Annotated in this window: 16 protein-coding genes; 11 read left to right on the plus strand and 5 right to left on the minus strand. The window is 59.0% G+C overall.

Annotated features, from left to right (window positions below):
* Nucleotides 1-63: 63 nt before the first annotated feature.
* Nucleotides 64-831 carry a GTP pyrophosphokinase gene (locus CS903_RS02900; RefSeq protein ID WP_099332050.1) on the minus strand — a complete coding sequence of 256 codons (768 nt, stop codon included), beginning with the start codon at nucleotides 829-831 and terminating at the stop codon, nucleotides 64-66.
* 67 nt (nucleotides 832-898) lie between these two features.
* Complete coding sequence (locus CS903_RS02905; protein ID WP_099332051.1) at nucleotides 899-2,188, minus strand: galactokinase; 1,290 nt, start codon at nucleotides 2,186-2,188, stop codon at nucleotides 899-901.
* 92 nt (nucleotides 2,189-2,280) lie between these two features.
* Between CS903_RS02905 and pdxY the strand changes: the two genes are divergently transcribed.
* From pdxY to CS903_RS02930, 5 genes are all read left to right on the plus strand, one after another.
* Nucleotides 2,281-3,132, plus strand: coding sequence for a pyridoxal kinase PdxY (gene pdxY / locus CS903_RS02910; RefSeq protein WP_099332052.1), 852 nt, complete (start codon nucleotides 2,281-2,283; stop codon nucleotides 3,130-3,132).
* 210 nt (nucleotides 3,133-3,342) lie between these two features.
* Nucleotides 3,343-4,356, plus strand: a complete 1,014-nt coding sequence (locus CS903_RS02915; RefSeq protein ID WP_099332053.1) for an ABC transporter substrate-binding protein — start codon at nucleotides 3,343-3,345, stop codon at nucleotides 4,354-4,356.
* Between the two features lie 30 nt (nucleotides 4,357-4,386).
* Nucleotides 4,387-5,424, plus strand: coding sequence for an ABC transporter permease (locus CS903_RS02920; RefSeq protein ID WP_099332054.1), 1,038 nt, complete (start codon nucleotides 4,387-4,389; stop codon nucleotides 5,422-5,424).
* Nucleotides 5,414-6,520 (plus strand): iron chelate uptake ABC transporter family permease subunit, encoded by a 1,107-nt coding sequence (locus tag CS903_RS02925; protein ID WP_242491725.1) that lies wholly within the window; start codon nucleotides 5,414-5,416, stop codon nucleotides 6,518-6,520. The genes CS903_RS02920 and CS903_RS02925 overlap by 11 nt, the downstream gene beginning before the upstream one ends.
* A complete protein-coding gene (locus CS903_RS02930; protein WP_099332055.1) occupies nucleotides 6,517-7,278 on the plus strand; it encodes an iron ABC transporter ATP-binding protein in 762 nt (253 codons plus the stop codon). Before CS903_RS02925 ends, CS903_RS02930 begins: the two co-directional genes overlap by 4 nt.
* Nucleotides 7,279-7,288: 10 nt before the next feature.
* Here CS903_RS02930 and CS903_RS02935 read toward each other — a convergent pair whose 3' ends face one another.
* Nucleotides 7,289-7,555 (minus strand): hypothetical protein, encoded by a 267-nt coding sequence (locus tag CS903_RS02935; protein WP_099332056.1) that lies wholly within the window; start codon nucleotides 7,553-7,555, stop codon nucleotides 7,289-7,291.
* Between the two features lie 44 nt (nucleotides 7,556-7,599).
* On the opposite strand from CS903_RS02935, the gene CS903_RS02940 reads away from it, so the two are divergent.
* From CS903_RS02940 to CS903_RS02950, 3 genes are read left to right on the plus strand one after another with little or no spacing between them, the layout of a single operon-like run.
* The gene (locus CS903_RS02940; RefSeq protein ID WP_099332057.1) at nucleotides 7,600-8,577 is read left to right on the plus strand and encodes a phosphatase PAP2 family protein; all 978 of its coding nucleotides are present in this window, start codon (nucleotides 7,600-7,602) and stop codon (nucleotides 8,575-8,577) included.
* On the plus strand, nucleotides 8,574-11,015 hold the full coding sequence (locus CS903_RS02945) for a glycoside hydrolase family 3 C-terminal domain-containing protein (RefSeq protein ID WP_207203731.1): 2,442 nt from the start codon (nucleotides 8,574-8,576) through the stop codon (nucleotides 11,013-11,015). The genes CS903_RS02940 and CS903_RS02945 overlap by 4 nt, the downstream gene beginning before the upstream one ends.
* 13 nt (nucleotides 11,016-11,028) lie before the next feature.
* Entirely contained in the window at nucleotides 11,029-13,800 is a 2,772-nt protein-coding gene (locus CS903_RS02950; RefSeq protein ID WP_099332058.1) for a glycoside hydrolase family 3 protein, read from the plus strand.
* A 12-nt stretch (nucleotides 13,801-13,812) separates the two neighbouring features.
* Here the strand turns inward: CS903_RS02950 and metX are convergent, their stop codons facing one another.
* Both metX and CS903_RS02960 read right to left on the minus strand, forming a co-directional pair.
* The gene (gene metX, locus CS903_RS02955) at nucleotides 13,813-15,081 is read right to left on the minus strand and encodes a homoserine O-acetyltransferase MetX (RefSeq protein ID WP_099332059.1); all 1,269 of its coding nucleotides are present in this window, start codon (nucleotides 15,079-15,081) and stop codon (nucleotides 13,813-13,815) included.
* Nucleotides 15,082-15,118: 37 nt separating this feature from the next.
* Nucleotides 15,119-16,468: a bifunctional o-acetylhomoserine/o-acetylserine sulfhydrylase gene (locus tag CS903_RS02960; protein WP_099332060.1), complete on the minus strand. Its 1,350-nt coding sequence runs from the start codon at nucleotides 16,466-16,468 to the stop codon at nucleotides 15,119-15,121.
* A gap of 474 nt (nucleotides 16,469-16,942) precedes the next feature.
* On the opposite strand from CS903_RS02960, the gene CS903_RS02965 reads away from it, so the two are divergent.
* The 3 genes from CS903_RS02965 to CS903_RS02975 all read left to right on the plus strand — a co-directional run bounded on the left by CS903_RS02965 (nucleotide 16,943) and on the right by CS903_RS02975 (nucleotide 19,862).
* Nucleotides 16,943-17,749, plus strand: coding sequence for a potassium channel family protein (locus tag CS903_RS02965; protein WP_099332061.1), 807 nt, complete (start codon nucleotides 16,943-16,945; stop codon nucleotides 17,747-17,749).
* 28 nt (nucleotides 17,750-17,777) lie between these two features.
* The gene (locus CS903_RS02970; RefSeq protein ID WP_099332062.1) at nucleotides 17,778-18,632 is read left to right on the plus strand and encodes a TetR/AcrR family transcriptional regulator; all 855 of its coding nucleotides are present in this window, start codon (nucleotides 17,778-17,780) and stop codon (nucleotides 18,630-18,632) included.
* A 78-nt stretch (nucleotides 18,633-18,710) separates the two neighbouring features.
* Nucleotides 18,711-19,862 carry an ROK family transcriptional regulator gene (locus CS903_RS02975; protein WP_099332063.1) on the plus strand — a complete coding sequence of 384 codons (1,152 nt, stop codon included), beginning with the start codon at nucleotides 18,711-18,713 and terminating at the stop codon, nucleotides 19,860-19,862.
* Nucleotides 19,863-19,865: the final 3 nt, after the last annotated feature.

Genomic DNA, 19,865 nt, shown 5'->3' on the forward strand with positions numbered 1-19,865 from the left:
GCCGAGGAGCGAGGGGATCCCACTCCTCATTTCGGGGTTCATACAGACAGCGAAATGGCGTCTCTACCCTCTGCGCATTCTCTTTGCTCCCTGCCAGAGTTCTCTAAGAAGGGCTTCATCGAAGAGTTGTGTCTGGGCATCATCCTCACCGTTGGAGTTGCCGTGCACTTCTCGGTGCAGCTGTTCCATCCGCAGGTCGAGGTTTTCTGCAGCCTGAGCAGCTTGAGTGAGTTCTTCGACCAGGTGGTCTGGAACCGCGCCCTCGTACTTGTAGAAGATTTTGTGCTCCAATGTTGCCCAGAAGTCCATGGCGACTGTGCGGATCTGTACTTCAACCGGTATGCGAATGGGGCCGGTTGAAAGAAACACCGGAATGTCGATGATCGCGTGCAGGCTCTTGTAACCATTGGGCTTGGGGTGCGCTATGTAGTCCTTGATCTGGATCACTGTGACATCATCCTGTGAGGTCAGAGCCTCAAGCATCCTGTAGGTGTCAGCGATGAAGCTGCAGGTGATGCGGACCCCTGCGATGTCGTGGATGTTCTCCCTTATCGCGTTGATGCTCGGCGCAACCCCCCGTGAGCGCATTTTGCCCACGATGCTCTCCGGGCTCTTGACCCGTGAGGAGACATGCTCAATGGGGTTGTAGCGCTGCAGGTGGGTGAACTCCTGCCGAAGGATGTTGACCTTTGTGAGTACCTCGTCGACGGCAAACTGGTACTCCATTATCATTCGAGTGAAGTTTTCGCGCATCTGGCGAACGACTTCGGTCATGTCCTCAGCTCCCATGGGGAGGACGACTGAGTTCGAGGTAACGGCAGGTTGTTCCATTCCTCGAGTCTATTCCTGAGGTTATGAAGCCAGGGAACGTTTGCGGAGCTTCCGCTCAAAGCGGAGGTTATTGCCCTCGCCCAATCACTGCTCCTCCGACGGGACGAACCTGCAGGATGTGGCACATATCCGGTCCCAAAACCGCTTCAATCCCCCGCTTGAAATCAGCGGCTTCGTCCTCGGGAACATAGGCCTGAACCGTTCCCGCAAAACCACCACCATGGACCCGTACGGCCCCCGCTGATCCCAGGAGGTGTTCCGCCAGCGCGATCGTCAGTCCGACCGCCTGGTCCTGAGGAGTTGAGTCCGAGTAGATGTTTTGCAGATGGCGTGCGGACGAGGTTCCCGAGTCCTTGACTAAGCGCAAGAAGCGCTTGAAGTCACCTCGCGTCAGTGACTCAGCTAGTTCGGGGACCCGAGCATCGTCCTCGAAGAAGTGGATGGCTCTCAGAACTGCGCGGTCGTTGGTGGCCTCCCGCAGACCCGACAGCTCAGACCAGAACCTGGCAGGTTCGACATCCCGCAGCTTCTCGACATCGAAGTACTGCGCCACTGCACCCATGTCGTGGGTGATGGCCGTGTAGTCATCAGTTAGATCTGCGTGATCGGCACCGGAGTCAATGATGCAGAGGACGTGCCCGGAATCCTCCATCTCGAAGTCAATCTGTTCGACTACGGGGTGGGCGGGGTCGTTGAAATCAATGCTTATGACACCCCCGATGGCGCAGGCCATCTGATCCATGAGGCCGGAGGGCTTCCCGAAGTAGACGTTCTCTGCAAACTGTCCAATCTGCGCTAGTGCGACAGGAGGCACTTCTCCGCTGCAGTAGAGAGCGTTGAGAATGTTACCAATCAGCACCTCGTAGGCCGCCGATGAGGAGAGGCCGGAGCCCGCCAGCACCTGGGAGTCAACCACCGCGTTGAAGCCTCCGAGCAGGTAACCCCTATCAGTGATGCCCTTGGCAACCCCCCGAACAAGTGCCGGGAACCTCCCGACTTCGTCCTCACGAATGTCCAGGTCGCTGATGTCAAGCACCAACTGGGGGTACCCCTCCTGAAGGATCCGGATCTCGCTGGTCCCGTTCCGACCCGCGCAGGCGATCATGTCCATCGATACCGAGGCCGCCAGGACGCGCCCGTGCTGATGGTCCGTGTGGTTGCCAGCCATCTCGGTGCGTCCCGCCGCCGTGACCAGGGTGGCCTCCGTTCCGGGGAACGCCTCCTCATAGGTTTCGACCAGGTGACAGAATCTGGCGCGAGCGTCGTCCAGCTGTGAGTCTCGCCTTCCATAGAGCGACCCCAGCTCTTCATCGAGCGATCCATCATTGAGTTTCACAAGCAGCTCATTCGGCTTCATGATGCCAATGTTAGCGTAAACATCTCCCTGCGGGTGTTCATTCTGTAAATGCTCTTTGCCACCATCCCTGTCTTCAGTGCAACATTGACCCCATGAGAATCTTGTCGATCCAGTCAGCGGTCGCCTACGGGCACGTTGGCAATTCCGCCGCAGTCTTCCCTCTTCAGAGAATGGGACACGAGGTCATGCCGGTCAACACCGTGCTGTTCTCGAATCACACCGGCTACGGCCACTGGAAGGGACCCATGATGTCGGGTCAGAACGTCCGCGACGTTGTCGAGGGCGTGGACGCCCGCGGAGGTCTCAACGACACGGCTCTGGTCCTCTCTGGCTACCAGGGAGGAAACGATATCGGCGACGCCATTCTGGACTCGGTGAAACTCACCAAGGAACGTAACCCAGAAGCTGTGTACGCCTGCGACCCGGTACTGGGAAGCGCCCTCAAGGGCTGTTTCGTCTCCACTGAAGTGCAGGAACTGGTGCGGGACCGGGTGGTCCCCCAGGCTGACATCATCACTCCAAACCAGTTCGAACTGGGGTTCCTCACCGGAACTGACCCGCACACACTTGAGGAGACCCTCGATTCGGTCGCCGCAGTCCGAGCGCTTGGCCCCACCACCGTCCTCGTCACCTCGGTAGCTCGCCCTGACGCCCCCGACAACACGATCGAGATGCTCGCGGTCAGCGATGAGGGTGCCTGGCTGGTGCAGACGCCCCTCCTCGACTTCCACCCCTCCGGTTCAGGGGACGTCACCGCTGCACTGTTTGCTTCGACACTGGTTGAGACTGGGAGTGTTGCCGAGGCTCTTGCCCGGACCGCCGCCTCAATCTTTGAGCTCGTTGAAGCAACATACAGAGCAGGTTCGACAGAACTGCTCCTCGTTGAGGCGCAGGAGGCATTCGTCAATCCCCGCTACTCCTTCGAGGTCAACAGGATCGCCTAAATAGAAAAGCACTGAGTCCGCCCCGTATCGAGATGATGCGGGGCGGACTCTTGCAATTCGACAAAAAAGCAAACCATTTACGCAAGGGTGTTTGCACCTAAATAGATCTGGGCCCTATGCTTGGCAAGTGAGGTTAGGCAACCCTAACTTCTAGACTTGGCGAATGGGACATGCGGTCCCGCTAGCATGACTTGATCGAGGAGATCCCGCATGTCGCTTTCGAAGCGCTTTGCCCTGCCGGCCCTGGCCGTAACCGCAACAGCAGCCCTGGCTCTCACCGGCTGTACGGCAGAGACCCCAGAGGCGGATCCGAGTTCGCAGAGCTCAGTTACCGCGACTTCTTCTAACGACTGCGCCTATCCCCTCACCGTCACCGACATGGCGGGAAACGATGTCGTTGTTGAAAGTGCCGACAGCATTGTCGTCACCGACAACCGCGCCTTTGGGATCCTCAGCAGCTGGGGAGTCGTACCGAGTGCCGCCCCTCGCACCATCATGTCCCCGAACAACCCCTGGGCTGCGAATGAAGAGATCCTTGACATCGGGAGTCACGCGGAACCCAACTTTGATCAGGTCATCGTCGCGGACCCGACCCTCATTATCAACGGTTACCGCTACAACGACCATGCCGACAAGATGAAGCAGGCCGCTCCGGAAGCAGCATTCATCGATATGTCCAACACCGACCTCACCCCGGTCGAGTACGCCACCGCCCAGGTCGAACTTCTCGGTCAGCTCTTCTGTCAGGAGGATGAGGCCACCGCCCTCATCGAGCAGTTTGATGAAGCCGTAGCCGCGGGGCGCGACGCCTATGACCCGGCTATGACCGTCATGGGCCTGGTAACCAACGCCAACGAGATCCGCTACTCCAACCCCAACGATGGGCGCGGCGCTTCAGTCTTCTTCGAACTCCTCGAACTCACCCCGGCTCTCAATACGGCTGGAACAACCAACCACCAGGGTGACGACATCTCCATCGAGGCCATCGCGCAGGCAAGCCCAGACTTCCTCATCGTCTTGGATCGTGATGCTGCCGTTTCGTCGGGTGGTGAGAGCACCCCGGCGCTGGAGCTGATCAACGGATCAACCGCGCTCTCCACCGTACCGGCCGTCGAAAACCAGGCCATCTACATCCTTCCCGCCGACTTCTACCTCACGGAAGATATGCCGTCATACATCGAGGTCCTCAAGGGACTGACAGCAGCGTTCCAGGCTCAGAAGTAGCCGTCCCAAGTTCACTTCGGACCGGAAACCATGACGAGCACTCTGATACGGCGCCACGTGACAGCCACGCCCGGGAGGGCTTCTGTTTCGCGCGTCGGTGATTTTCACTTGGCTCTGCGCAGGTGGACGCCAGTCCTGATGGCCACCGTCCTCACGGTTCTACTCATTGGTCTGTCGATGTATATCGGGGTGGCCGACGTGACTGCAGAGTCGGGGCTGGGTGGCGAGTTTCTATGGATCACTAGGTTCCCCCGCACGGTGGCCCTCGTCCTTTCCGGAGCGGCCATGGCCATGGCTGGTTTGGTCATGCAGCTGCTGACGCAGAACCGCTTCGTCGAACCAACGACCGTGGGCACGACCGAGTGGGCCGGCCTAGGACTGCTGCTCGTCTACGTCTTCTTCCCCATGGCAGGCCTCCTGACGAAAATGGGTGTCGCCATCGCATTCGGGTTTATCGGCACCATGATCTTTTTTGCTTTCCTGCGCACCGTTAAGTTGAAGTCCTCCCTGATCGTTCCCATCGTCGGGATCATGTTCGGTGCCGTGGTCAGCGCCATCTCCACCTTCATTGCGATTCGGTTCAATCTGCTGCAGACCCTGGGAGCTTGGTTCGCGGGCAGGTTCACGGGCATCGAGGTCGGACGCTATGAACCCCTGTGGATCGTTCTCCTCACCTGCGCCGCTGTCGTCCTCCTTGCCGACCGTTTCACCGTCGTGGGGCTCGGGAAGGAAGTGGCAACTAACGTCGGCCTCAACTACGAGCGGATTGTCCTTCTCGGCGTCGGGCTCGTATCAATCACTACCGGCGTGGTCACCGTTGTTGTTGGGGTCCTTCCCTTCCTCGGCCTCATCGTCCCCAACCTGGTCTCTCAGGTTCGCGGCGATAACCTGCGCACAAACATTCCCTGGGTGTTCCTCACCGGTATCTGGATCGTGGTTATCTGTGATCTGATCGGGCGCGTCATCATCATGCCCTTCGAAGTACCTGTCTCCCTGGTGCTCGGAGTAGTGGGATCCGTCGTCTTCATTGCCATGCTCCTGAGGGCGAGGAGGGGCGGTGCCCACTAGTGCTCCCATCCGAGCCGCAAGCGGGGTCAATCTTCATGTACCCATGAGGCCGGTTACGCTCGGTCATGACACAGTCGCTACGGCGAGGCAGCAGAGCCGAGCGGTCGGGGCTTTTGTGTCGGCTTCACACCGGGCTCGCTACGGTCTAATCCTGGGAGGGCTGATAATTGCGTCCGTGGTGGTCTGCTTTCTGATCCTCACCTGGGGCAACAGCTTCACGCCTTTCACCGACAAGTGGTGGCGTGTCACCAGCATGAGGGTGAGTGCCGTGGTGGTGATTCTGACGGTGACCTTCGCGCAGGCGGTTGCGACCGTGACGTTTCAGACCGTCACCAACAACCGGCTTATCACACCCTCGATAATGGGCTTTGAGTCGCTGTTCGTCCTCGTTCAAACCGGCATCGTCTACTTCATGGGGGCCAGTTCACTTGTGGGCCTCAGTAGCACTACGCAGTTCCTCATCCAGTCGACCGTGATGGTTGGTTTTGCGGTTCTGCTCTACTCCTGGCTACTTTCGGGTCGCCTCGGCAACCTGCACATCATGCTTCTGGTTGGAATCGTCATCGGGACTGGTCTGGGGGCCCTCTCTACTTTCATGCAACGCATGCTCGATCCCAATGAGTTTGATGTCCTACGGGCCCGTCTCTTCGCCAACATTGGCTCCGCGGAAACGGAACTGCTGCCCCTCGCCCTCCCGATTTGCCTGATTGCTGGCGGTGGGGTTTGGCTGCTGGGCCGACGCCTCAATGTCCTGGCCCTGGGCCCCGAGGTTTCGGCGAATCTCGGTCTGAACCATCGGCGCCAAACCATGTTGATGCTGACCCTGGTGGCTGTTCTCATGGCGGTGTCGACCTCCCTGGTCGGACCGATGACATTCCTCGGCTTCCTTGTGGCGACCCTCGCCTATCTCGTCACAGATACTCATGACCACCGTCGGATCCTCCCGGTGGCTTGGCTGGTGGGGATCGTTGTCCTCGGCGCGGCCTACCTGATGTTGAAACATGTTTTCCCGATGGTGGACGCCGTGATGATTATCGTCGAGCTGGTCGGAGGCGTGGTCTTCCTCGGCTTCCTCATGAAGCGAGGTCGGCTGTGATCACTATTGATAGCGTCACCAAGCGGTACTCCAAGGATGTCCAGATCGGCCCGGTGAGCCTCGAGCTTCCAGCCGGCGGCGTGATTGCCCTGGTCGGCCCGAACGGGGCTGGCAAGTCGACCCTTCTGACGATGATGGGCCGACTGATGACCCCCACCTCCGGTTCCATCACGATCGGGGGACTGGATGTAAACACTGCTCCTGCGAGGGACGTGGCGCGGAAGGTATCAATTCTGCGGCAGGAGAACCACTTTGTCACCCGGCTCACCGTGCGCCAACTGGTTGGCTTTGGTCGCTACCCGCATAGTGGGGGGCGTCTTACCGAAGCGGACGAGGACGCAATCTCGCAAGCCATCGACTTTCTGGATATGACCGACCTCGAACAGAGGTTCTTGGATCAGCTCTCCGGAGGGCAGCGGCAACGGGCCTACGTGGCGATGGTGCTGGCTCAGGACACCGAATACTTACTTCTTGATGAGCCTCTCAACAACCTTGATGCTCAGCACTCCGTCCAGATGATGACGCAGCTGCGCCGGGCCGCAGACGAACTGGGAAGAACCGTCGTCATCGTCCTCCACGATATTAACTTTGCGGCAGCCTACAGCGACTACATTGTTGCAATGGATGATGGCAAGATCGCCATCGCAGGCACACCTGAGGAGATCATTCGCGACGACGTGTTGAGCTCGGTTTTCCGCACTCCGGTAACCGTCGTTGATGGTCCTGGCGGGAAGTTTGCGGTCTACCACCGCACCTGAGCGGCCAGTATCAGTCTTCGTTCGAGGTCGATGTCCCTGGCGCGGTACTGAAGAGGTAACGGGAAACCCGCCTGAGAATGCTGGCGACATCAATGTCTCCGGGTGATAGTGCGTCATACATTTGCAGGCCATCCCAGAGAGCCACGAATATTGCCGCCAGTTCGTGATGGGTGAAGACCTGTCCTTCCTGGTCCTTGCCCTCCGGGTTCCCCGGGATAAGACTTGCCCAGAAGCCGACCTGGTCCAGATTCCACCAGATGGTAGAAATAGAAGACAAACGCCCTCCTCGTGTCTTAAATCGGACATTTGAAAGGTGCCACTGTGCAAGGAAGCAACACGCCCACGACTGGTAGACAAGCCAACTGGCGACCGGGAGTTCCACTAATTACATCGCGCAATGCGTTCATTCTGGCCGGGGTGCTTGTCGCCCTGATGGTAGCCGGGAGCCTGTGGGACTACCCGGTTTCTCTAGAGCTCTACAACCCCACCAATGTCGTCGGGATCTTCGGGGCGGCCTTTGGTGAACTTCCATTGGGAATGGCACTGCTAACCTCAGGAACTCTTCTCATTGTCTACCGAAACCGTGAGAGAAAAGCAGCGGGCATCGGCCAGGCAGTTGGTGGGTGCCTCCTCTACGTCCTCGGTGCGGGATCCATTATTTACCTCCCCACCAGATACCTCGCCTGGCCCATCATCATCGTGCTGATCATCGGCGCAGCAATTGTGGTTGCGACCACGCTGGGAATACTCAAGGTCACCGACAATACCGACCGCAAGGTGGTCGTCCGGGTCGCCCTCATTCTGTTCATCGTTCCGCTGGTGGAACTCATCCTTGTCAACATTGTCAAGATCGGTTGGGAGCGCCCACGCATGCGTTTCCTTGCTGAGACGGATGCTGTCGGTTTTCACTCCTGGTGGGATCCCGGTACACCTGAGAAGGCAGGTTTGGTCGAGTCCGGAATCGCCTCAGAAGAGTTCAAGTCGTTCCCCTCTGGACACACCGCTAACGCAGCCAACCTGATACTCCTCACCGTCCTCGTTCCCCTTCGAACCAATCTGGAAAAGTACTCGGGACTGTTCCTGTGGATCGGTGCTGTCTGGGGAATCTTCATCGGGTTCACCCGCATCATCGCGGGAGCCCACTTCATTACCGACACCGTCGTGGGGTTCACTATCACCTTCATTGTCATCCTCATTGCATACCGGATCGCATTTCCACCGGCGTCAAGTAACCCACCGGATCTTGCGGCAGGGGAAGCAACCACGAAACACCAAGTACGAAAGGACGACGCAAAGTGACACGGGACCACCAGGCCTTCATTGACCAGATGACGCTCGAAGAGAAGGCCTCCCTGATGTCGGGAGCCAACTTCTGGAACACCAAGGCGATCGAACGCCTCGGCATCCCTTCATTCATGTTGACCGATGGACCCCATGGGCTACGAAAACAGGGCGGTTCTGCCGACCACCTCGGCTTACACAACTCGGTTCCTGCCACCTGCTTCCCCACTGCCTCCATGTTGGCGAACACCTGGGATCCAGCGCTCCTCGAGGAGATCGGGAAAGCCCTGGGAACTGAAGCAAAGGCCGAGGGCGTCAGTGTACTTCTCGGTCCGGGGAACAACATCAAACGCAACCCTCTCGCGGGCCGCAACTTCGAGTACTTCTCGGAAGATCCCCTTCTAGCAGGCAAGCTTGCTGCCGCCCTGATTCGTGGCATTCAGTCCGAGGGCGTGGCTGCTTCATTAAAGCATTTTGCTGTCAACAGTCAGGAAAAGCACCGCATGAGCATCGACGAGGTGGTCGATGAACGGGCTCTTCACGAAACCTACCTTGAAGGGTTCCGCATCGCGGTTCAAGAAGGTAATCCCCACACGGTGATGTCTTCTTACAACCGCCTTGAGGGTATCTATGCCAATGAGAACGAGGAACTCCTAATGAACATCCTTCGTGGCCGCTGGGGCTTCGAAGGGCTGGTCGTCACGGACTGGGGCGGCAACAATGATCGAGTCGCGGCGATAAAGGCGGGCAATGCCCTGGAGATGCCCGCATCAGGGGGCATTTCGGATGCTGAAATCGTCGCGGCAGTGAAGGCGGGTGAACTCTCAGAAGACCTCCTCGATGATCGTGTGGAAGAGGTCCTTACGCTGATCGACCTCACCTCCACTGCAAACCCACACCATCCCCGGTTTGAACCCGTTGAAGTTGATTTTGATAGACACCATTCGCTGGCCGTTCGTGCAGCAGAAGAGGGAGTTGTTCTTCTGAAGAATGAGGACCGCCTTCCCCTGGTGCCCGGAACCAAGGTGGCTGTGATCGGTGACTTTGCGGGTTTCCTGCGGATTCAGGGCGCAGGTTCATCGAGGGTGAACCCCACCCGAGAGATCTCACCTCTTGATGCCCTGACCCAGGCCGGCCTCGAGGTTATTGGCTACGAGCCCGGCTACAAACGTCACGGGGGCATATCGAAAGCAAAGCTGCGCAGAGCCCTTCAGCTGGCCTCTGAGGCGGACAACATCATCCTCTTTGTCGGTCTCGATGAGTCGCTTGAAGCCGAAGCTCTGGACCGCCCCCACATGCGTATCCCCCGGGAACAGCTGCGTCTCATCCACGCACTCCTCGCCGAGGGGCACAGGCCCATCGTCGTCCTCGTCGGCGGCTCCCCCATGGAACTGCCCTTCGCGGATCACGTCGATGCGATCATGGCCGGTTACCTCTCAGGCCAGGGTGGCGCAACCGCGATAGCTCGCGTTATCACCGGCGCGGTGAACCCCAGCGGCAAGCTGGCTGAAACCTATCCGATTCGGTACGAGGACGTTCCCTCATCGACCACCTACACCAAGACCGAAGCCGCATCGCTGCACAGTGAGAGCATCTTTATCGGCTACCGCTACTTCGACAAGGTTGGCGAAGAGGTTCGATACCCATTCGGGCACGGGCTGTCCTACACCCGGTTCACTTACGGCTCGCTCGAAGTTCACAAAGATGGGGTAACCGTTTCGGTATCAAACACCGGCAAGAGCGCAGGATCAGAAACTGTCCAGGTCTATGCCGCACCAGAACACCACGAAGATTTTGTGGCCCGACAGCACCTGGTGGGGTTTGCCCGGGTACACCTCGAACCGGGCGAACAGGCCGAACTCAACATCCCATTCTCCCAACATGCCTTCAGCGCCTTTGACGTCATCAGTGATGACTGGAAGGTCCGCGGAGGGTGCTATGAGATCCGAGTGGGTGCCTCATCTCGAGATATCCGCCTTTGCGCGGATCACGTTGTGCCCGGAGAAGAGTTTCCCCTCTGCAAAGACCCCGGGGCGATCCCCGCCTACATTTCTGGGCAGGTTCATGGTGTCACAGACGAGGAGTTTGAGGTTTTGATGAACCGCGAGCTCCCCGAAACTTTCTGGACGGGCCAAGAACCTTTCGACCGTGAGTCAATCATTGCGCAGACCGTCGGACGCGGCGGACTGGCAGGGGCCATCGGTGGCTCGGTAAAGCTCGCGGAACGATTCTTCAATGCGATTGGCAAACCTATGTGGGCAAACAACACCAACTTCGTCCTCGACATGCCACTTCGTGCCCTCCCCCGATTGTCGGATGGGGCATTCAGCGAAGCCTCGCTTGATGGACTAATCGACATGCTCAACGGCTCAACCTGGTCCGGCTTGCGAACCTTCATTAGTGGGTTCTCGGACACAACTCAAGACGCCCGTGACAACACAGGCACTACCAAGTAGGAACGCAAGGCAAATGGCAACTCGCAAAGAAATTAAGACAGCTGCGGTGGCAGAGGCTGAGACTCTTAAAGCTGCTCGCGCTGTCCGCTCCGCAGAGCTAGCAGCAATGGACCCGACCGCCCGGAAGGCGGCCAAGGCTGCAGACCGGGCTTCTGCCCGGGCGGCTCGAGCCGCCGAGAAGGCGCAGAGAAAAGCGGCCCGAGCGGGAATGAGCCGCAGTGCGCGCCGCGCTGACAAACGGCAGACTCGAATTACCCGAAAGGTCATCAACCGTCCCCGCCGAGCAATCGGTTGGGGCGTAGTTGCCGCCATCGGTGTCCTGGCCGTCGTGATCGCCACCCCGTACGTCACCGACATCTCTCGTCTATTCCGTATCAATGCTGACTCTCAGACACCAGCCGGCGTAGACGCACGGGTCTATGGACAGGCAGTTTCACGACAGATTGCTGATGAGGGCCTCGTCCTCCTCAAGAACGAGGAGCAGATTTTGCCCCTCGAAGAGGGCGCAGTGAACGTTTTTGGAATGGCTTCTTTTAAGCTGCGTTACGGTGGCGGAGGCTCCGGCGGAGCAGATCAATCCCAAGCCATCTCACTATATGAAGCCCTCGAGATGGAGGGGATCGACTACAACCCCGACCTCTACCAGACCATGATTGACAATGGGGCGAAGTCTGCGACTTCCAACTCAACCGGCCTCGTCGATGTCGTGAAGGGAATGCTCACCAAGGGGGGCGGAGATGAGATTGATCCGAGTTACCTCACCGCTGAAGTGATGGCCAATGCTTCACAGTTTGCTGAGACCGCACTGGTGGTGATCGGTATCGACAGCATTGAGGTCCAGGATCTCTCAACTGAACACCTGCGACTCAATGATGTCCAGCGCGCTCTCCTTGACACCGTAACCGCCGAGTTTGAGGATGTCGTCGTCATAGTCAACTCCGGCAACCAGATGGAGCTCGGTTTCCTTGACGAGTACCCGCAGATCAAGGGTGCCATCTGGATGGGTACTCCCGGGCCCTATGGCGCGGTTTCCCTGGCGAGGGCCCTCACCGGTGAGGTGAACCCTTCGGGACGGCTCCCCAGCACCTACGCCTATGACGTTGAAAGTGCACCGTCGACCGTGAACCTCGGCAACTACCAGTACGACAACGCCAAACGCGGCTTCATTAACTACGAAGAGGGTATCTATGTCGGATACCGGTTCTACGAGACCTTCTATGAGGGCGATGATGACGCCTACTGGGGAGCTGTTCAGTTCCCATTTGGCTTCGGACTGTCCTACACGGACTTCGAGTGGAAAACCTCTGAGCCTGTGATCTCTGATGACAGTGTCGCGGTGGTTGTCCAGGTCACCAACAGGGGTGAACGAGCCGGTAAAGATGTCGTCGAGGTCTACTACTCTGCCCCTTACATTGCGGGCGGTATCGAGAAGTCCGCGGTCGAGCTCGGTGGTTACGCCAAGACCAGCATGCTCGAACCTGGAGCATCTGAGACCCTGAAGATCGTCTTCCCCAAGCGTGAGATGGCATCCTGGGACACCGAGGGCGGGGGCCGGTACGTCCTCGACGCAGGCAACTACCAGCTTCATGTTTCCACTGATATTCACCGTCCAGTTGAGAGCTTTGACTTCACGGTCGATGACACCATCTTTTACTCGACCGACGAGGTGACTGACACCGAACTCGGTAATCTCTTTGATTACGTCGAGGGCGACCTAACCTACCTGTCACGGGCAGACTGGGAGGGGACCTACCCCGACGAAGCCAAGCGTAACTTCACCGCAAGCGATGAACTCCTAGCCGCCATGCCGACGCTCTCGGAGCAGCTTGCTTCCGGAAATGTAGAGGCGACCGAAGGTGAGGTTCCAACTTACGGGGCCCAGAACGGCATCGTTCTTGAAGACCTCAAGGGCCTCCCCTACAACGACCCCATGTGGGACCTCTACCTGGATCAGTTCACGTCGACAGAGTTGGTCAACCTTCATTCACGAGGAGCCTGGGGCACAGCTGAGATCTCTCGTCTGGGGATCCCCTCGACAGTGATGCTCGACGGTCCCGCTGGACTCAACTCTTTCTTCACCAAGATCACCGCGGCTTCATACCCCACGGCAGTCGTTGTGGCTGCTACTTGGAATGACGCCCTGGCGTATGCACTAGGTGAGGCCATCGGGCTGGAGGCCGTCGCCTACGGTGTCCAGGGTTGGTATGCACCGGGGATGAACATTCACCGTACCGCCATGGGGGGCAGGAACTTCGAGTACTACTCGGAGGATCCGCTTCTTTCAGGCAAGATTGGTGCCGCAATGGTCGCCGGAGCAGAGGCTCAGGGAATCACCACGACGATGAAGCACTTTGTCCTCAATGATCAGGAGATCAATGCTCGCTCCGGTGTCAATGTGTTCACCAGCGAGCAGGCGCTGCGAGAGATCTACCTGAAACCCTTTGAGATCACGGTCAAGGAGGGTGGGGCCAGCGGCGCCATGTCCTCATTCATCCACCTGGGTCCAAAGTGGGCCGGCGGTAACCCTGAGCTGCTGCAGGACCTGCTGCGTGAAGAGTGGGGCTTCGAAGGGTTTGTCACCACCGATGCCGTCCTCGGGGCATTCATGGACCCGGCGCAGGCCGCCGTCAGTGGCAACGAGCTGATGCTGACTCCGATTCCGACAGCCACAGCGCGAGCTACCTTCAAGGCGCTCGACGCCGATCCTGTCGGGATGGGGCATGCTCTCCGTGATCGTGCCCACCAGACCGCCTACACAATCCTGCAGTCCAATCTCTTTGACTAGGGTTGTCTGGCCTTAGTTAGCTCGTGACCGGGGGTTCTTAATCCACACTTCCGCCGCGGCTCTCAAGCGTCCGGCCCAGGTAGGTCTGGGTCGGGCACTGCTGCTTTCAAGGTCACTGATTCGACCCTCAAGGAACTCCTTTAGCAGTGGTCCGAACTGGTCGAACTCGATGAGAAACCCGTCGTGACCGCTATGGGAGCGAACCGTGACCACCCCGGCGCAGGAAGGGATCTCTTCGGCGATCACCTCCGAGGCTTCGGGCAGGCAGAGACGGTCTGAGTCCACGGCAATGACCAGGGTCTGGGCTTCTATTTGAGAGAGGGCGGCGCTCAGCCCTCCTCGTCCTCGACCCAGGTCGTGCGACATGAATGCTTCTGTGAGCACCCGGTAGGAGTTGGCGTCGAAGCGATTCACAAATTTGGCACCCTGGTGTTCCAGGTAGGACTGGACCGCATAGCGCCCCCCTGACCAGGGGTCCTCTGCTCCCTGCGGTTCCGCGCCGAACCGGCTCTCCAGCTCAGGTGCGCTGCGGTAGGTGGTGTGGGCGATCTGCCGCGCAATCCCCAGTCCGATCCTGGGACCTTCCCCCAGAGGCGCCTCGTAGTAGTTACCGTCATTGAATGCGGGATCGTTCAGGATGGCTGCCAGTTGCGTATGGGCCCAGGCAATCTGGTCGGCGGTCGTGGCCGCCGTCGTGGCTACGGGGACAAGTCTTTGGATGCGCCCCGGGTACATCACCGCCCACTCCAGTGCCCTCATTCCTCCGAGCGAACCGCCGACCACCATCGCCCACTTCTCGATGCCGAGGGCGTCGGCGAGCTGAACTTCAGCCTGAACCGTGTCGCGAATGGTGATGAATGGGAAATCGGAACCCCAGCGTAAGGAGGGGGAAACGCCGGGGTCCCGAAGTGATGCGGGTCCCGTTGACCCCTGACATCCCCCGAGGATGTTGGGAGCGACAACAAAGAAGTCCTCGGTGTCGATAGGGGCCCCGGGGCCGATCAGGTCTGTCCACCAGCCCGCGGTTGGATGTCCCGGCCCAGCCTCGCCCGCCAGGTGGGAGTCGCCGGTGAGTGCGTGCAGGATGAGAACAGCATTGGAGCGCTCCTCATTCAAGGTCCCCCACGTCTCATATGCCAGCGTGTACTCCGGCAGTAGTCCTCCCGCCTCCAGGGGAAGTGGACCGCCGGTGAAGAAACGACGTCTCCCAATCGGATCGCCCTCAAACCAGGCCCCCGAAGTCACTGGACGTCCGTCCCCAGCTCCGGCGTTCCTCTTCATTGCACTCCCCCTTTAGATCTCGCTTGGGCACTGCGGCCTAGGCTGCCCTTTCGGACTGCTCCTCATCTCCACGAACCGCGGCGGCGGCAGCAAAACCTAGCTCGAGGTCGGAAATGATGTCATCAACATCCTCCAGGCCCACTGAGAGTCGAACCAACCCGGGAGTGACCGCAGACTTTGCCTTGTCCTCATCAGAAGCCTGGCTGTGGGTAGTTGAGTAAGGATGAGCAACCAGGGAGCGAACGTCTCCGAGGTTTGCCACCAGCGAGTGCAGTTTGAGGGCGTTGACGAAGGCCCGGCCCGCCTCTTCCCCACCAACGAGGTCGAATGAGACCACTCCGTTGGTACCCTTGGGCGCGTACTTCTTCGCCAGTTCGTAGTAGGGCGAGGACGGCAGGCTAGCGTAGTGCACCTCAGTGACGTCCTCGCGATCTTCGAGCCAGCGGGCAATCTTGAGGGCGTTCTCGGTGTGGCGTTCGATACACAAGGAGAGCGTTTCGAGGCCCTGCGCCAGCAGGAACGCGTTGAAAGGCGAGATCGAAGAACCTAGATCACGTAGCAGTTGGACTCTTGCTTTGATGATGTAGGACACGTTGGCTCCAAGTGCCCCACCCTCTCCGAGGTCCCGTGCATAGACAAGGCCGTTGTAAGAGGGGTCTGGCTGGTTGAACCCGGGGAAACGCTCTGGGTCTCGGCCGTAGTCAAAGGTTCCCCCGTCGATAATCACACCGCCGAGAGTGGTCCCGTGGCCGCCCAGATACTTGGTGGCCGAGTGGGTTACCACGTCGGCGCCCCACTCGAGAGGTCGGATCAAGTAGGGGGTTCCCACGGTGTTGTCGACAATTAGCGGTACACCAACCTCATGGGCGACGTTGGCGACTCCCTCGATGTCAAAGATATCTGCCTTGGGATTCGGGATCGTCTCCCCGAAAAATGCCTTGGTGTTCGGCTGTGCCGCAGCACGCCAGGAGTCGAAGTCGTAGGCGTCCTCGACGAAAGTGACAGAGATGCCCAGCTTGGGAAGGGTCTGCGAGAGGAGGTTGTAGGTGCCTCCGTAGAGGCTTGCCGAAGAGACAATGTGGTCCCCGGCACCCGCAACATTGAGCAACGCGAAGGTGTTCGCAGCCTGTCCTGAGGCAAGGAGAAGTGCCCCGACTCCCCCCTCTAGGTTGGCGATCCGATCTTCCACCACCTCCTGGGTAGGGTTGGTGATGCGGGTGTAGATGGGGCCAAGTTCGGCAAGCGCGAACCGATCAGCCGCCTGCTTGGCACTGTCGAAGACGAATGCGTTCGTCTGGTAGATCGGTAGGGCCTGAGCTCCCGTGGTGGGGTCAGGGCGCTGACCGGCGTGGATCTGACGTGTTTCAAAGGACCAGTTTGCAGACATTGCTTCTCCCAGATTTTTCTGTATGTGTATGGGTAGGGTTCTTTTTTCGTGGCAGTCCGGGAGGGGCTTTGTCTTGGGTGCCTGCCAAGTGCCACGTTCTCACCGGTGAGAATGACGCACTTGTGCTGGCCGCGGAGGTACAGGGAACCCAACATGGGTGTGCGTAGGCACAGTGTTAGAAAAGGGGTTCCGAAGTACCCGGATCAGCTACTTGACACGCGAATCATCTCGCGTTGGCTCTGCCTGTCAGTGCGTCCGTTTAGCGGCACATTCGTTTGAACATGCAGGTAGGTTAGGCAGCTCGATCCCCGACCTTCCAGCCTTGTCCGCATAGTGAGCACCATCTCAAAACGGAGAAGCGAGCTACTGGTGACCAAAGACGACTCCCCTGATCCCGGGTCCATGGCAACTATGTGTGGTGCGGTAAGTTGATCGGTATGGTGAAAAACCAGAGGGGGAGGACGGAGCGCAGCATTGCAGCCCATAGGTGACCAGCAGACGTGGGACCAGCGAACCCACGGCCCACTGATGCTTGCAAGTGTCGCGTACCTGGTGGCTTACACCTGGCGTTCAATGGGTGACCTCACGGGGGTCTGGTGGTATGTTGCCTCGGCAACCATGATGATCACCTGGGCCATGTTTGTCATCCAGTACCTGATCAACGTTCTCACCGCCCCGCACAAACTGCAGTGGATCACCACGCACTGGTCCAACCTGATTTTTGCCCTGTTTCCTGTCTTACGCCTCGTGCTGCTACTCAAGTTCCTCACCAAGATCGGTGGCCGCAGGGTCTCTGCGGGCGACCAGCTGCGTCTTCGCGTGCTGGTCTACGGCGTCTCGGCATCGGCAATACTCATCTACACCTCGGCACTAGCTGTTCTCGAGGCCGAGCGTCACGCTCACGGTGCCTCAATCACCAACTTCAAGGATGCCCTTTGGTGGGCTTGCGTTACCGTCACCACGACCGGCTACGGCGCCTATACCCCCGTCACCAACTCGGGACGCCTCATCGGTGTGTTGCTCATGTTTGGTGGTCTGGCCCTACTCGGAGTCACAACTGCCACCCTGGCCTCTTTGATGACAGAGATTGCGGCAAGGCATGGGGACGACACCGCTGAGCCCGCGACCCGCGGGCAGATACGTGATCTTACCGACCAGATTGCGGCCCTGCATGCGACCCTGCAAGAAAAAACATCTCACCCGGAAACCACCACCGGGGGTAATGCTGGCACCACTGATCCACCCGGTTTCGAACATTCGGAACCCAACTCGAACCCATAGCTCTTTTGATTAGGAGGCCGTACCAGTTGTGATTGACCAGCAGGATGAGGTAGGTGCGTCGGAGCCAGCTTCTTTGGCCTCCAGGGTGACCTCCCGGCCCGAAGATGACCCCCGCTTTCAACGGATTAGAGCAAAGCTTGAGGCAGCAATCCTAGAACTTGCCTCCGCAAAGCCGGCGGAGCAGATTTCAGTATCTGAGTTGACCACCGCAGCGGGTGTCTCCCGAACAACGTTCTACAAGCACTCCACCTCGCCGTCTGCATTCCTTGCCGAGTATCTGATCGAACGGCTTCGTCCCGTTCTTGATCCCATCGCCCACCTGCTCGATTACACGGGTCCGGGATACCTGCTCAAGTGGCGCCAGATTCACCTCGACCTCCTCGCCCACATCGCAGAACTTGAAAAGGTCTACCAAAAGGTTCTCCTGGTCGGCACAGAGTCGGTGGTCCTCACCATGATCTCCACCTACTTCGAAAGCGTTTTCGGCGAGTTCGTCCGCTCCTTTGCCCGCCGAGTTGATGGCCCGCCCCCTTCGGCACTCTGGGTGCAAATGGCATCTTCACAGCAGGTTTACAACACCGTCACCCTAATTAGCTCCTGGCTCAAAACCGGGATGGAGGCCAGTGTTGACGAAGTGGTAGCCGCATACTTCACCCTTCTTCCCCCCTGGCAGGAAGCCCGCTTTTCCGAGTCGGGTCGCACTACGCTTCGGGTCGATCCGGTGGTGGGACTACTCAGCGCAACCTTCGACGCAGATGGCAAGTCCCAGGGTAGTGAGAGGGGTGCCGATCCCCACCTGCTTGTCGGACGAGGACGGATCAACCTGGGAACCGCCTCCCTCCCCTCCGAGCCCGTGGACCCCCTTGAAGATGAGGACTCCTAGGCACTCGGATCTACGCCTTTGGCGCCAATTGCAGGCCATTGATTTATCTGTTCGTGACCCTACCGGTAGTCTTGGACCATGACTGATCTACCCCCAAGCGACGTCCCAATGTCGGGGACCCCGGAATGGTTGCGAACGGTCAATGACCGGACCGCACTGCGTCTACTCACAACGCATGGATCACTCAGTCGGTCCCAGATCCGCGAGCTTTCGGGGGTATCAAAGCCCACGGCCAGCCAGATGGTGCTACGCCTTGAACGTGCGGGACTCATCGAGCCAACTGGAATTATCTCTGGGCCCCGTGGACCGAATGCTGTCACCTACGGAGTGCGGTCCGACAGCATAGTTGGCGTCGCCATGACGATGGAGATCGGCCTTATTGAAGCGGTGGTTGTTGATCCGACCGGAACCGAACATCCAATAGTGAACGTTCCGCTCCCTAAGGACCCCTCCCCTGTCGTAGATACCCTGGCTGCTGTTGAAGCTGCTTGCCGCGCAGCCGAACTCGATCCGGGGGTGTGTAGTCACGTCATGATTAGCGTCCAGGCAGCGGTCAACCACGACACAGATGAGCTTGAGTTTGGGGGGACCCTCCCGGGCTGGCCCACTAGGGGCGCTCGCAGGATTATCGAAGAGGGTACGGGGCTGACCGTCATCCTTGAGAACGACGCCAATCTTGCCGCAGTCGCTGAACGACAGCGCCTCCCCAAAGAGGAAAGGGATGACTTCGTCTTCCTCTGGCTCGGGACAGGCCTCGGTGCGGGACTGGACATCGACGGTAAACCTCGTCGCGGAGCAACGGGGGACGCCGGCGAGGTCGGGTACCTTGAGCTACCACTTTCAGCGGCTAGCATTGACGGCGCCGCAACCAACTACTCCGAGTTCCTCACAGATGATGCACTCATGCGCATGACAGGGGCTCCCACCTACCTCGAGGCTCTGGATCTCCTCGTCCAGGATGATGAGTTACTAGCGGATTACGCCAAGCGGCTATCGCTTCTGATTCAGCCCCTAGCCGGGATTCTCGACCCCGCTTCCGTAATCCTGGGTGGACCCACCGGGACGGCGGGCGGAGAGAAGCTTGCGGCACTGACACAGGAGGAAGTCGGTTCACGCCTCTCCGTAGCTGCCACCCGAACGGGCCGTAGAGCAGCCCTGCTGGGATCCCGAACCCAGCTTCTCAAAGTGCTGCGCAGAGAGCTGGAACTCAGGATCGAACAGGGTGCCTAAGCG

Origin of the sequence: Actinomyces minihominis (genome assembly GCF_900187855.1) — a bacterium.
Classification (GTDB): Bacteria; Actinomycetota; Actinomycetes; order Actinomycetales; family Actinomycetaceae; genus Scrofimicrobium; species Scrofimicrobium minihominis.